Source organism: Amycolatopsis sp. NPDC005003 (genome assembly GCF_053600695.1).
Map to the genome: position 1 here is coordinate 19,735 of NZ_JBSGAI010000013.1, position 15,614 is coordinate 35,348.

Below are 15,614 nucleotides of genomic sequence, written 5' to 3' on the forward strand. Positions count from 1 at the left end.
ACACCCTGGTCTTGCCCGGGCCGGGGGCCCGGGGTTCGCGCTAGGGTCCGGGGATGGCTGGTCCGGAGCTGCTGGGCCGCGGCGACGAGCTCGCCGCGCTGGACGGCGTGCTCGCGGCGGCGCGGGCGGGGCACAGCCGGGTGCTGGTGCTGCGAGGTGAGGCGGGGATCGGCAAGACCGCGCTCCTGGAGCACGTGGCCGCGCGGGCGGCGGGCTGCCGGGTCGCGCGGACGGCCGGCGTCGAGTCCGAGCGGGAGCTGCCCTACGCCGGGCTGCAGCAGCTGTGTGCCCCCTTCCTCGACCGGATCGAGCACCTGCCGGCGCCGCAGCGGTCCGCGCTCGGCACGGCGTTCGGGTTGACCGTGGGCGACCCGCCGGACCGGTTCCTGGTCGGTTTGGCGGTGCTGACCCTGCTCGGCGAAGCCGCCGAGGACCGGCCGCTGCTGTGCCTGGTCGACGACGCGCAGTGGCTCGACCGGGTGTCCGCGCAGACCCTCGCGTTCGTCGCGCGGCGGCTGCTGGCCGAGCCGGTCGCCCTGGTCCTCGCCGTGCGCGAACCCGCCGAGGAGCTCGACCTGGGCGGGCTGCCGGAGCTGGCCGTCCGCGGCCTCGGCGACGCGGCCGCCAACGCCCTGCTGGACTCGGCGCTCAAGGGCCCGCTGGACGCCCGGGTGCGCGACCGGATCGTCGCCGAGACCCGCGGCAACCCGCTGGCGCTGGTCGAGCTGCCGAGGTTCTGGACCGCCGCCGAGCAGACCGACGGGCTCCGCCGCGCGGGCGGCGACGCGCTCGCCGACCGCCTCGAGCGCTGCTTCCTGCAGCAGCTCGCACCACTGCCGCCCGACACCCGGAAACTGCTGCTGGTCGCGGCGGCGGAGCCGCTGGGGGACGCCACCCTGCTCTGGCGCGCCGCCGGGGAGCTCGGCCTGGGCGCCGACCCGGCCGCGGCCGCCGAGGCGACCGGGCTGATCGAGTTCGGCGCGCGGATCCGGTTCCGGCACCCGCTGGTGCGCTCGGCCGTCTACCGGTCCGCCGAGGCCCGGGAGCGGCGGGCGGTGCACCGGGCCCTGGCCGCGGTGACCGACGCCGGCGTCGACCCGGACCGGCGGGCGTGGCACCGCGCCCAGGCGGCCGTCGTCCCGGACGAAGACGTCGCGGCCGAGCTGGACCGGTCCGCCGGCCGGGCCCAGGCCCGCGGCGGTCTCGTCGCCGCCGCGGCACTGCTGGAGCAGGCGGCCACGCTCACGCCCGATCCGGCGCGGCGCGCCCGGCGGGAACTCGCCGCGGCCCGGGCCAAGCGGGGCGCGGGCGCGCTGGAAACCGCGCTGAGCCTGCTGGGCGCGGCCGAGGCCGGCCCGCCGGATCCGGTGCGGGACGCCGAGGTCGAACGGCTGCGCGGGCAGATCGCGTTCGACCAGCGGCGCGGCGGCGACGCGGCGGAGCTGCTCCTGCGCGCGGCCGGACGCTTCGACGGTGACCAGGCCCGCGAGACGTACCTCGAGGCGCTCGGCGCCGCGGTGTGGGCGGGATCCGGGCTCGAAGCCGCGAAGCGGGCGCGTGCGGCACCCGCGGCCCAGGGCCCACCGACCGCCGTCGACCTCGTGCTGGACGCGCTCGCCACCCGGCTCACCGACGGTTACGCGGCGGCCGTCCCGCTGATGACCGAGGCGATCGACGCCGTCCGGGCGCTGGACACCGGTGGTGAGCACCCCGGGCGCCTGCTGTGGCTGCTGGGCAACCGGGCCGGCGGAACGCTGGCGACCGAGCTGCTGGACTACCCGGCCGGCCGGGCGTTCGCCGAGCGTCAGGTCCGGCTGGCCCGGGAGACCGGCGCGCTCGTCCAGCTGCAGTTCGCCCTCAACTTCCTGGCCAACCACGACCTGGCGGCCGGCGACCTGCCCGCGGCACAGGCGCTCGTCGACGAGGACCGCCTGCTCGCCGAGGTCACCGGGGGCCGTCCGGTCGGGTACAGCGCGATCCTGCTCGCCGCCTTGCGCGGCCGCGACACCGCGGAGATCGCGAGGGCGGCCGCGGAGGCGGCTGAGCGCGGCCAAGGCCGGGTCGTGCGGTTCGCCGACTACGCGACCGCGGTGCTCGGCAACGGCCTCGCCCGCCACGACCTCGCCCGCGACGCGGCGCACCGGGTGTTCGAGCACGACACCGTCGGCCACCAGGCCCTGGCGACGGCCGAACTGGCGGAAGCCGCTTCGCGCACCGGGGACGACGACCTGGTCGCCGCCGCGCGGAACCGGATGGCCGACCGGGCGCGGCCGCGCCCGACGGTGTGGACACGGGCGCTCGACGCCCGGCTGCGTGCACTGGCCGGCGACACGCCGGAAGAGTGTTACGCCGCGTCGATCGCGCTGCTCACCGGCACGCCGTTGCGGGTCGAGCTGGCCCGGAGCCACCTGCTGTTCGGGGAGTGGCTCCGGCGCGAGGGCCGCCGGGCCGACGCCCGGGAACACCTGCGCACCGCCCACGCGATGACGTCGGCGATGGGCCTGGAGGCGTTCGCGGATCGGGCGCGCCGCGAGCTGCTGGCGACCGGCGAGACGGTCCGCAAACGCACCGCCGGGACCGCCGAGGAGCTGACCGCCCAGGAGTTCCAGATCGCGCGCCTCGCCCGCGAAGGCCTGTCCAACCCCGAGATCGGCACGAGGCTGTTCCTCAGCCCGCGCACCGTGGAATGGCACCTGCGCAAGGTCTTCGGCAAGCTGGGGATCACCTCACGGCGTCAGCTGCGCGAGGCCGCCTTCGACGTGGTGGGCTGAAGCTCCGAAACGGTCCATTGTGGACTCCGAGGTTCGCCCCGACGACGATCTGCCACCCGCCTCTTGCTTTCGCCGCTACCCTGGCCTGATGACCCGATTCGCCCGGCTGGCCGGTGCGGCCGTTGCGCTCGTCCTCGCGGGAACGCTCTCCGCCTGCGCGGACGAGCCACCCGCTCGCGAAGCCTTCGTCGCGAAGCTCAAGGCCGACCCCCGCACCGAGGGAACGCCGGACCAGGCCGTCGAGTGTCTCGCTGACTGGTACGTGACCTACGCGACCGAGGAAGAACGCGCCGCCTTCCTGAACGGCCAGGCCGTGCCGCCGGCCGCCGGGGAAAAGGCCCGGACCGCCATGGTCGGCTGCCTGAAGGCGGCCGCCGGTTCGCGGTGACGAAATAGCCTGTTTGGCCCTGTGGGGTGGATTGCCGGGTTCGCTAGGCTCGTCCACGCAAGATCGGTAGGCTTCTCCACCTTGGGGGGAGGGTGGCCGCCGGTCCATGACGTGGGGGGATCGGTGCGCGAGTCGCGTCGTTTTTTCGTGCTGTCAAAAGTCTGCGTCCTGGCACTGGTGCTCGCGGTCGTGTCCGTCGGGCTGCCGGCTTCTTCGCCCTTCGTCGCCCAAGGTCCAGACCAGAGCGCGGCGGCCGGGAAGGACGCCGGGCCGCCGAAGCGCGTGCGTGAACTGGCCGACCGGCGGACCGCCGGGGCGCGGGTCTTCGAACTGTCCAACGGGCAGTACGAAGCCGAAGTCTCCGCGCGTGCGCAGAACTACCGGGACGGCCGAGGCGCCTGGCAGCCGATCGACCCGACCGTGCGCGAGGACGCGCGCGACGGTTACGTCTTCGCCAACGACACCAACGCTTTCGCCAGCCGGTTCGGCAACCGGACCGACCGGCTGACGAGCTTCGCCCTCGGCGGCACCCAGGTCGACCTGGGGATCGACGGGCCGCCCCGCGGGATCGAGCCGAAGGTCGCCCGCAACTCGGTCAGCTACCCCGGTGCCTTCGACGGTGCCGAAGTGACCTACCGGGTGACCCCGGACGCGCTCAAGGAGGACATCGTCCTCGCCGCGCCGCCGAAGGACGCGACCTACCGGTTCACCCTGCGGCTCGGCGGGGTGATCGCGCGGGCCCAGCCGGACGGGTCGATCGGCTTCTTCCCCGCGACGTCCGACGGGCCGCCGCTGTACGTGATGCCCAAGCCGTTCATGACCGACGCCACCCCCGGCTCGAAGTCGGTGCACGGGAAGTCCCGCAGTGACGCCGTTTCCCAACGCGTGGAGCAGCAGGGCGACCGGATCACCGTGGTGGTCGAGGCCGATCGCGGGTGGCTGGCCGCGCCGGAGCGCACCTACCCCGTGGTGATCGACCCGACCATCAAGATCGAGACGTCGTCGAACGGCGGCCAGGACGTCCAGCTGTGGTCGGACACCCCCACCCGCAACGACGCCGGGTCGTACCAGCTGTCGGTCGGGACCGACAACTCCGGCGTCGCCCGCAGCCTGGTCCGGTTCGACACGTCCGTGGTGCCCGCGGGCACCAGTGTCGCTTCGGCGAAACTGCGCGCCTACTACGACAACGAGCTCTACACCGACGCCAACGACGTCACGATCGAGGCGCGCCGGGTCACCGCCGCCTGGAACGCGAGCACCGCCACCTGGAACACCGCCGCCGCCGCGTTCGCCGAGGCCGGCCTGTCCACCGCGGTCCGGCGCAACGGCGTGACGCACACCTGGTCCGAGTGGGACGTCCGCAACATCGCGCAGTCGTGGGTCTCCGGCACCAGCCAGAACCAGGGCCTCCTGCTCAAGGCCACCGACGAGACGCTGGGCCGCGGCGGGGCGATCTACCTGGCCGGGGACTTCGTCTACAACGGCGACACCGAGACCTTCCCGAAGCTGCTGCTGACCTACGGGCGCCCCGGCGCCGCGCTGGAGCCGATCACCAAGACCTACGCCACCGGCGCCGAACTGGCCTGGTCGCCCTACACCGACCCGGATCCGGCCAACCCGAACGACGACATCGTCGAATACCAGGTGCACCGGTCGGTTTCGCAGGTATACACGCCGTCGGCGTCCACTTTGGTCACTTCGCTGGCGCCCCAGGCGAGCCGGTTCGTCGACACCACCGCGCCGGTCACCCCGGACAGCGCGCCGGACCTCGGCTGGAACGCCGCCTACTACATGATCGCCGTCAAGACCCGTGACGGCCAGGTCATCCCGGGCGCGACGCAGCTGACCCGGACGCCGAAGGCCGGCCAGGTCCGGCAGATCTTCCGCGCGAGCGCGGACACCACCCTCTCGGCCACCCAGGCGAACACCAACCTGAACGTGCTGAACGGGCAGCCGTGGCTGCAGGTCGGCAACAACGGCACCACCTTCGGCAAGACCCGGACGATCGTCAAGTTCGACGGTGTCTCGGCGATCCCGCCCGGCACCACCGTCGTCGACGCGGACCTGTCGCTGTGGGCGTTCTACTCCAACGGGTCGGGCGCGACGTTCGACGGGCACCCCCTCACCAAGCCGTTCGTGGAGGACCAGGCCACCTGGAACCGGGCCTCGACGGCGACCGCGTGGACCACGCCCGGCGGGGACATCGGCGCTCGCGCGGACTTCGTGTCCGGCGTCGCCGACCGGCCGACCTGGCACGTCTGGGAAAACGCCGGGATGGTGCAGAACTGGGTGAACACCCCGTCGGCCAACTACGGCTTCGAGGTCAAGCTGCGCGACGAGGCGACGGTGCAGCAGCGCGTGCTGTTCCTCTCCGACGAGGCGCCGGAACCGCTGCTCCGCCCGACGCTGGGCGTCTCCTACCTCGGCTCGCCGCCCGCGCAGCCCGCCGCGCCCGTGGTTTCCTCCGCGGACTACCCCGCCGACGGGCAGCCGCACGGCGCGGCCGGACGCCCCGGCACGTTCACCCTGAAGCCGGGCAACGGCGTGGCGATCAGCAAGTTCGTCTACCAGCTCGACTCCGACACGCAGCCGACGGAGGTGCCGGCCACCGGGCAGCTCGACCTCACCCTGACCCCGGCCGCGTCCGGCACCCGCAAGCTGACCGTCCGCGCGCTCACCGCCACCGGTTACTCCTCGGCCGCGACCACCTACACGTTCGTGGTCGCCGACGCGCCGCGGCACAAGAAGGTCAAGAGCGACTTCAACGGCGACGGCAAGGACGACGTCGTCACGTTCACCCGCGGCGACACCGCGGACGTCTACGTTTCGCTGTCCGACGGCACGAAGTTCGTCCAGGACGGCGTGCGGTGGCACGAGCAGTTCGCCGCGCAGAGCGAGATCCCGCTGACCGGCGACTTCGACGGCGACGGCAAGGCGGACATCGCCTCCTTCACCCGCGGTACGGACGCGAGCGTGTGGGTCGCCCGGTCCGACGGCACGAAGTTCGCACCGACCCCGGTGAAGTGGCAGAGCCATTTCGCCGCCGGCGAAGAGATCCCGCTGGTCGGCGACTTCGACGGCGACGGCCGCGACGACATCGCGTCGTTCACCCGCGGCACCGACAAGAGCGTCTGGGTCGCGCTGTCGGACGGCACCAAGTTCGCGCCGACCCCGGTGAAGTGGAACGCTTCCTTCGCCGGTGGCACGGAAATGCCCGCGGCCGGCGACGTGAACGGCGACGGCAAGGACGACATCGTCGCCTTCACCGGCGGCGACGCGGCCGACGTGTTCGTCGCGCTGTCCGACGGCACCAAGTTCGCGTCGTCCGCGGTCAAGTGGCACGACAACTTCGCGCCGGACGCGGCCCGCGGCGCGGTCGCCGACATCGACGGCGACGGCAAGGACGACGTCGTCGCCTTCACCGGCGGCCAGGTGACGGCCGCGACGTCGACGGGGTCGGCGTTCGGCACCGCCCGCCAGTGGCACGCCGGGTTCGCCCCGGGCGACGAGCTGCCCGGCGTCGGCGACTTCACCGGCGACGGCAAGTTCGACGTCGTCTCCTTCACCCGGGGCACGACGTCGAAGGTCTTCGTCGCGCCCTCGGACGGCGCCCGGTTCGGCACCGGCGTCCAGTGGCACGGCCACTTCGCGGCCGGGTCCGAGGTGCCGCGGCCCAGCATCTTCGCGGCCGGGCCCGGTACGCCGGCGCCGGTGCCGCCCGCCGCGCCGCTCGTGTCCTCCGTGGACTATCCGAACGACGGCCAGCCGCACGGCGGGGCCGGCCGGCCGGGCACCTTCGTCCTGCGGCCCGGTGACACCGTGCCGATCGCGAAGTTCGTGTACCAGCTCGACACCGACCCGGTGCCGACGGAAACGCCGGCCACCGGCCAGCTCTCGGTGAGCCTCACCCCGGGCTCGGCGGGCACCCGGACGCTGACCGTCCGCGCGGTCACCCCCGGCGGCCTGGTTTCGCCGCCGTCGGTCCACACCTTCGTCGTCGCCCAGCCGGCGCAGCCGCCCGCCGCGCCCGCCGTGTCGTCGACGGACTACCCGGCCGACGGGCAGCCGCACGGCGCGCCGGGCCGCGAAGGCACGTTCCTGCTCAAGCCGGGCAGTGCGGTGCCGGTCACCGGCTACCGCTGGCAGCTCGATGACGGCGGCCCGGCCGACGTCGCGGGCACCGGCGAGGTGCCGGTCAAGGCCACCCCGGCGACCCCGGGCCAGCACCGGCTGACGGTACGGGCGCTCGGCGCCGAGAACACGGTGTCGCCGGTGACGACGTACACCTTCGTCGTCGCCGACCCGCCGGGCGGACCCGGTGCGCCGCAGGTGGTTTCGGCCGACTACCCGGCTGGCGGCGCCCCCCACGGCGCGCCCGGCCGGGAGGGCACCTTCACCTTCCGCCCGACCGGCTCGACCGCCATCGCCGGCTACCGCTGGCAGCTGAACGGCGGCCCGGTCACGGAGGTGGCCGGCGCCGGCAAGGTGCTGGTCAAGATCACGCCGGCCACGGCGGGCACGCAGACGCTGACCGTGCGCACGTTCACCGCGGCGGGCGCGGTTTCGGCGCCGGCGAACTACGTCTTCGAAGTCGCCCAGCTCGCCGCGCCGGACGCACCCTCGGTGTCCTCTGTGGACTACCCGAACGACGGGCAGCCGCACGGTGACGCGGGCCGGGAAGGCGCGTTCACCTTCCGGCCGTCCGGGACGACGCCGGTCTCCGGGTTCCGCTGGAAGCTCGACGACGGCGCGACCACCGACGTCCCGGGCACCGGCGAGGTCACCGCGCGCGTCACCCCGCCGACCGGCGGCACGCACACGCTGACCGTGTGGGCCCTCGGCGGCGCGGGTTCGGCCTCCGCCCCGGCGGTCTACACGTTCCTGGTGGCGGGCGCGGCCCCGACCCCGGACGTGCCGACCGTCAGCTCCACCGACTACCCGGCGGACGGGCAGCTGCACGGCAGCCTCGCCCAGGCCGGCTCGTTCACCCTGCGCTCGCAGGGAACCGTCGGGGCCGACGCGTTCCGGTACCAGCTCGACACCGACGCCGCCCCGACCGAGGTCACGGCGGGCACGGGCACGGCGACGCTGTCGCTCACCCCGGTCCGCTCCGGCTGGCGCACGCTCACGGTGTGGGCCAAGGTCACCTCGTCCGGCGTGCTTTCCGCACCCGCGAAGTACACCTTCGCGGTGGGCGCGCCGGCCGGGCCGCGCGACTACTTCTACGACGCGGCCGGCCAGCTCGCCGGCGTGACCAACAACTCCGGTGAAGCCGCCGCCTACCGCTACGACGCGGCGGGCAACCTCGAGGCGACCGACCGGTACCGCGCCGACACCGCGTCGATCTTCGCGCTGGTCCCCGCGCGTGGCCCGATCGGGAGCACGATCGAGATCAGCGGCACCGGCTTCGCCGTGCAGGCCGCCGACAACCAGGTGACGTTCGACGGCGTCACCGCGCAGGTCACCGCGGCCAGCACCAACCGGCTTTCGGTCGTCGTGCCGCCGGGCACCGGCGCGGGCGCGGTGAAGGTCACCGCGGGCGGCAAGTCGGCCACGAGCCGCAGCCCGTTCACGGTCACCCGGGGCGTCCCGGCGCCGGCCATCTCCGGCGTCTCGGCCGACCGCGCCAACTCCGGTGACACCGTCACCATCACCGGGACCGGGTTCGACCCGGACCCGGCGCGCAACGTCGTGCTGTTCCACCAGACCACTGCCCGCGTCAAGCAGGCCGACCCGGGCAAGCTGGTCGTCGAGGTCCCGGCGGCGGCGAGCTCCGGCCGGATCTCGGTGCGCACGCCCGGCGGCCAGGCCACGAGCACGGGCGACTTCCTGGTCGCCCCGCGCGGGTTCGTCGTCGACCAGCTCGTGTCCGGCGGCCGCATCGAGCTCGGCAGGCCGCTCGACCTCGACATCCCCGCGGGCAAGGCGGCGGTCGTCCTGGTCGAGGGCAAGGTCGGCGAGCGGCTGCACCTGGACCTGGAGAACAACACGGTCCCGGTCCGCTCGGCCATGTGGATGTTCACCCCGCACGGCGGCGACTTCGCCCGCCGCACCATGGGCGACCCGCTCGACCTGTGGGCGGGCAGCACGCTGCGCCAGGACATCCCGGTGTTCGGCGCGAACGGCACCTACACGATCGTGGTGGCGCCGGACGACAACGCCGCCGGCAAGGTGCGGATCACCGCGTCCCACACGCTGACCGGCGACAAGCTGACCCGCGACGGCACCGGCGTGCCGTTCACCGTGTCGGTCGCCGGGCAGCGCACGGAGATCCCGTTCACCGCCACCGCGGGCGAGTGGCTCAGCTTCGGCCTGACCGACCTGAGCATGCCCACCAACACGTGGGACATGCTGGTCACCGAGCCGGACGGCCGGACCTACCAGTGGAAGGCCTCGCTCACCGAGTACATCCCGACCATGGTCTTCCAGGCCAAGCAGACCGGGACGTTCAAACTGGGCGTCACCTTCGCCCCCGGCGAGCTCGGCGCGGGCAAGGTGTGGCTGTCCGGCGTGATCGAAGCGGGCAGGCTCGCCGTCGACGGGGCCGGCACGCTGATGAAGATCAACCGGCCGGGTCAGTCCGTGCGGATGCCGTTCACCGGCGTGCAGAACAAGCCGCTGCGCTTCGGCATCACCGAGAACACGCTGCGCGAGAACGGCCGCCCCGGCTACCCGAGCGGGATCATGGTGGAGCCGGACGGCAACCAGGTCGAGCTGCGCACCGGCACCCAGGAGATCAAGCCGCTGCCGATCCGCAAGAACGGCGAGCACAACCTGTTCATGGGCGGCTGGGAGGCCGTCGGCACCGCCAAGGGCTGGCTGACCACGGGCATCGAAGGCGGCACGCTGCCGGTCAACGCCCAGACCAAGGTCACCTTCGACCGGCCGGGCCGCGAGTACTGGTTCGACTACGACGGCGTCAAGGACGAGCCGCTGCGGCTGTTCGCCCGGCTCAAGAGCCTGCCCGGCACCCTCACCATGCGGGTGTACCAGCCGACCGGCGGCAAGCTGGTGAGCAGCACCTTCCAGAACACCCTCGACATCGCGGCGCTGCCGGAGACCGGCCGGTACCGGATCCACCTCGACCCCGGCTACGCCACCACCGGCGACGTGACCATCGCCGCGTCGAAACCGCAGGACCTCGGCGCGCTGACGCTCGACGCGCCCGCGCGGGCGGTGTCGGTCACCGTGCCGGGGCAGACCATCGCCGCGAAGTTCACCGGACAGGCCGGGCAGCGGCTCACCCTCGGGCTGGCGTCGGCGAACATCCCGTTCGCCAAGCTGAAGATCCTCAAGCCGGACGGCACCCAGCTCGACTTCTACTCCGCGCAGTACCTGGGCGGCGGCGCCACCGGGCTCGACCTGATCGCGCTGCCGGTGGCGGGTGAGTACCGGGTCCTGCTGGAGCCGATCGACGACGGCAGCATCCCGGTCGCCGGCGACCTTTCGGTCGCCCTGTTCGGCGAGGCCGACGGCGGCAAGGCCGACATCGGCGGCGCGGCGCGGACGATCACCATCGCGCGGCCGGGCCAGAACGGGAAACTGACCTTCGACGGCACGGCCAACGACGTGCTGCAGCTCGACATCACCCGCACGTTCCCGAACAACACGGGCGCCTACTACAGCCTGATCGCCCCGGACGGGACGGTCTCGCCGCGGCACTCGTTCATGTCGTTCGACCGGTTCAAGATGGCGGCGCTCAAGCAGACCGGCACCTACACGCTCGTGTTCGACCCGGCGGGCGGCGTCACCGGCACGATGACCGTGGCGATCTCCAAACCCGCGGCCGCCGCCGTGGCCTCGGCGCAGACCCCGGCCGAGCCGCCGAAGCCGGTCACCCCGAAGTGCACCCCGGCCGACCCGCCGCCCCCGGTGGGCAAGCCGGCGCGGGCGCTGGGCGTCCCCGAAGCGCCGCCCGCGCCGAAACCGGCGCCGGCGCCGTCGAACTGCACGCCGTCCGGCGGCTGGCAGCCCGACCGCGCCAACCTGAACGGCACCGACTGGAACACCCGCTACGACCCGCAGCCCGTCCGGGACCGGCCGCTGCAGTTCCCGGTCGGCTTCACCGGCGTGGTCGGGCAGGTCAAGTCGACCGCCGGGCAGCCGCTCACCGGCGTCACGGTCAGCGTGGCGGGCCACCACGTCCCCACCGACGAGCAGGGCAAGTTCGCGCTGACCGACCTGGCCGCGGGCCACGTCGTGCTCCGCGTCGACGGCCGGACGGCGGTCGGCACCGGCGGGCGCCCGTTCGGCGCCTTCGACATCGGCGTCGACCTGCAGGACGGCCAGGTGCTGGTGCTGCCGTACACGGTGTTCCTGCCGGAGATCGACGCCGCGGCCACCGTGCGGATCCCGAGCCCGACCACCAAGGAGACGGTGCTGACCACGAAGGCCATCCCCGGCCTCGAGGTGCGCCTCCCGGCGGGCACGGTGGTCCGCGACGCCGACGGCACCGTGGCCACCGAGCTGAGCCTGACGCCGATCCCGATCGACCGGCCGCCGTTTCCGTTGCCGCCGACGAAGGTCCCGGTGTACTTCACCGTCCAGCCGGGCGGCGGCTACCTCTTCCCCGAGGGCGCCACGATCGTCTACCCGAACTACACGAAGGAGCCGCCGGGCACCCGCACCCAGTTCTGGAACTACGACCCGGACGGCAAGGGCTGGCACATCTACGGCTACGGCACGGTGTCGCCCGACGGCACGCAGATCGTGCCCGACCCGAGCGTGCGGTTCTACCGGCTGACCGGCGCGATGACCGCGGTCCCCGGCATGAACCCGCCGCGGATCGCGCCCCGGCCCAACGGGGCCCGGGTCGGCGACCCGGTGGACCCGTCGACCGGGCTGCTGGTCGACGAGACGACCGACATGGTCGTCGACGACATCGCGCCGATCGAGATCAAGCGCACCTACCAGCAGGGCGACACCGACATCCGCACCTTCGGCGTCGGCACGAGCTTCAACTACGGGCTCTACCCGTGGTCGCCCGGGGTCATCGGGCAGTTCACGTTCCAGGAGTTCGACCTGGTGCAGGCCGACGGCAGCAAGATCCACTACCGCCGGACGTCACCGGGCAAGGACTACGCGGGCGCGGTGTTCAAGGCCGACCCGACGCCGACCCGGTTCGACGGCTCGGTCGTGCGGTGGGTCGACAGCGGCTGGGACGTCACCCTGCGCGACGGCACGGTGATGGTGATCGGCGAAGAGGCGCCGCTGCAGGAGATCCGGGACAAGTTCGGCAACACCACCACCCTGACCAGGGCGACCGCGCCGCCGGGCACCGACGGCAAGGTCCGCGCCAACGGGCCGGTCACCCAGATCACCTCGCCGAGCGGCCGCTGGGTGCGGTTCACCTACGACGCGGCGAACCCGCCCCGGGTGGCCTCGATCGAGGACAACCTCGGCCGGCGCGTCTCCTACACCTACGACGCGACCGGGCACCTGGAGTCGGTCACCGGGCTCGGCGGCGGGATCACCCGCTACACCTGGGAAAACGGGCTGCTCAAGACCATCACCGACGGCCGCGGCATCCGGTTCCTGCTCAACGAGTACGACGCCAAGGGCCGGGTGAAGCAGCAGACCGCGGCCGACAACGGGGTCACGAAGTTCGACTACGTCGAGTCGGGCGACGCGATCACCGAAACCCGGGTCACCGACCCGCGCGGGCACGTCCGGCGGTTCACCTTCAACGCGGCGGGCGCGGTGCTCACCGACACGAAGGCCTTCGGCACCGCACTCGCGGCGACCACGACGAACGAGTACGAGGCCGACGGTGTCCGGCTGAAGTCGAGCACGGATCCCTTGCAGCGCAAGACTTCCTACGTCTACGACGACAACGGTCAGATCAAGGAGCAGACCGTACTGGCGGGCACCGCGGACGCGCGCACCGAGAAGTTCGAGCGCAACGGCCCGCACGGGGAGCTGACCAAGCACACCGACTCCTACGGCAAGGACACGGTCTACGGCCTGGACGCGCGGGGCGCGGTCCAGACGGTGACCGACCCGCTGAACCGCAAGACCACCTACGTGACCGACGAGAAGGGACTGGTCACCAAGGTCACCGATCCGGCGGACAAGTCTTCGACGACGGACTACGTGGGCGCCGACCCGGTCCGCACGACCGACCAGCTCGGCCGGGTCTCGACCGCCGGGTTCGACGCGACCGGCCGGGAAGTGCTGACGGCCGACCCCCGCGGCGCGATCACGGAAACCACGTACACGGCGGTGAACGAAATCGCCTCGGTCACCGACCCGCTCGGCCGCCGGATGTCCTACGAGTACGACCAGAACGGCAACCGCACCAAGGTCACCGACGCCCGTGACGGGCAGACCGTGTTCGAGTACGACCGGATGGACCGGGTGCACCAGGTGACCGACCCGCTCGGCAAGTCCGAGCTGGCCGACTACGACGAGAACGGCAACCTCAAGAAGCACACCAGCCGTCGCGGCATCGCCACCGAGCACGACTACGACGAACTCGACCGGCGCCAGGAGAGCCGGTACGGCACCGAGAGCACCACGAAGTTCGGCTACGACCTCGCCGGCCGGCTGAAGCGGACCGAAGACTCCGTGGCGGGCGTCGCGACCACGGACTACGACGGCCTCGACCGCATCAAGGCGGAGACCACCACGCACGGCAGCGTGTCCTACGCCTACAGCGTGGGCACGCGGGACCGGATCATGACGGTGCCCGGCCTGGCCACGGTGCGCCAGGTCTACGACGCGACGGGCGCGCTCGCCGAGGTGCAGCAGGGCGGGACCGCGGTGACCACGGTCAGCCGGGACAGCGCCGGGCGGCCGGAGCGGATCGGCGCACCCGGTGGCGGGGTGTCCCAGACCTACGCCTACGACGCCGCCGGGCAGACCAAGTCGATCACCTACCGGTCCGGGACGACGGTGCTGGGCCAGCTCGCCTACGACTACGACGGCGCCGGCCTGCCGATCAGGACGAGCGGGAGCTACTCCCGCGCGATGCTGCCGGAACAGTTCGGCTCGGCGACGTACGACCAGGCGAACCGGATCCGCGCGATCGGCTCCACGCCGATCGCCCACGACCCGGACGGCAACCTGATCTCCGACGGGACGGCCACCTACAGCTGGAACGCCCGCGGCCAGCTGGCCGGCGAGACCGCACCGGGGGTGACGGCCGGCTTCGTCTACGGCGCGGACGGCCGCCGCCAGGGCCGCACGGTCAACGGCGTCACCACGAACTTCCTGTACGACGGCCTCAACCCGGTGCAGGAAAAGGTGAACGGGACGGTCACCGCGACGATGACCTCGGCGGGCGTCGACGGGTTCCAGTTGCGGGAATCCGGTGGCGTCACCCGCCGCTACCTGACCGACAACATCGGCAGCACGGTCGGGGTGGTCGACGACACGGGTGCCGGCGCGTCGTACACCTACGAACCGTTCGGCCGCACCTACGTCACCGGGGACGACCGCGGCAACTCGGTCCGGTACGCCGGGCGCGAAGACGACGGCACCGGGCTGTACTTCAACCGGGCCCGGTACTACAGCCCCGTGCTGCAGCGGTTCCTCAGCGAGGACCCGATCGGGTTCGAGGGCGGCGACAACCTCTACGGCTACGTGGGCAACCAGCCGACCCGGCTCACCGACCCGCTGGGCACCAAGCCGGCGTCCTCGGGCAACGGCTGTGGTTCGAACAGCTTCACGCCCGACACCCGGGTGCGGATGGCCGACGGCTCGAGCAAGCCGATCGCCGAGGTGAAGCTGGGCGAGAAGGTGCTGGCCACCGACCCGGCGACCGGCCGCACCGAAGAGCGCGTGGTCACCGCGACCATCGCGGGTGACGGGCAGAAGAACCTGGTCGACATCTCGGTCGACGTCGACCACGACGGCCGGGCCGACTCCACGATCACCGGCACCGACGGCCACCCGTTCTGGGTCGCCGGGCCCGGCGAATGGCGCGAGGCCAAGGACCTGCGCCCCGGCGACCTGCTGCGCACCGCGGCGGGCACGTTCGTCCAGGTCACCGCGACCGACCGGCGCACGGCCGTGCAGCGGGTGCACAACCTCACCGTCGACGGCCTGCACACGTACTACGTGCTCGCCGGGGACGCGCCGGTCCTCGTCCACAACATCGGGGGCAAGGCAGGCGGGTACAGCGAGGAAGCCTGCGCGCTGTTCTACCCCGGGCCGAACGCCCAGGAGTGGATCACCGCACGCGGGCCCGGCCGGGACTGGACGGCGGAGGAGATCCGGGAGATGAACCGGATCGGCAACACCTACGGCTGCCACAGCTGCGGCGCCACGTCGTCGGGCTACCCGAGCGGGACCTGGGTGAAGGACCACCAGCCGGTGTCCACGTTCAACACCGGCAACGGACCGCAGATACTGTTGCCCCACTGTAAGTTGTGCAGCGGAAACCAGGGCCGGGCCGCAGCGCAGATGGGCCGCGACGGGATAAACCCGTACACGGACTACTAGTGCCGGTGCCG

Annotated in this window: 3 protein-coding genes; all 3 read left to right on the plus strand. The window is 72.8% G+C overall.

What is annotated here, in order from left to right; genetic code table 11:
• Positions 1-53 precede the first annotated feature (53 nt).
• Positions 54-2,771, plus strand: coding sequence for a helix-turn-helix transcriptional regulator (locus ACWED2_RS17070; protein WP_449691432.1), 2,718 nt, complete (start codon positions 54-56; stop codon positions 2,769-2,771).
• A gap of 88 nt (positions 2,772-2,859) precedes the next feature.
• Positions 2,860-3,159 (plus strand): hypothetical protein, encoded by a 300-nt coding sequence (locus tag ACWED2_RS17075; RefSeq protein ID WP_449691433.1) that lies wholly within the window; start codon positions 2,860-2,862, stop codon positions 3,157-3,159.
• Between the two features lie 147 nt (positions 3,160-3,306).
• Complete coding sequence (locus tag ACWED2_RS17080) at positions 3,307-15,603, plus strand: DNRLRE domain-containing protein (protein ID WP_449691434.1); 12,297 nt, start codon at positions 3,307-3,309, stop codon at positions 15,601-15,603.
• The last annotated feature ends 11 nt before the right edge of the window (positions 15,604-15,614 follow it).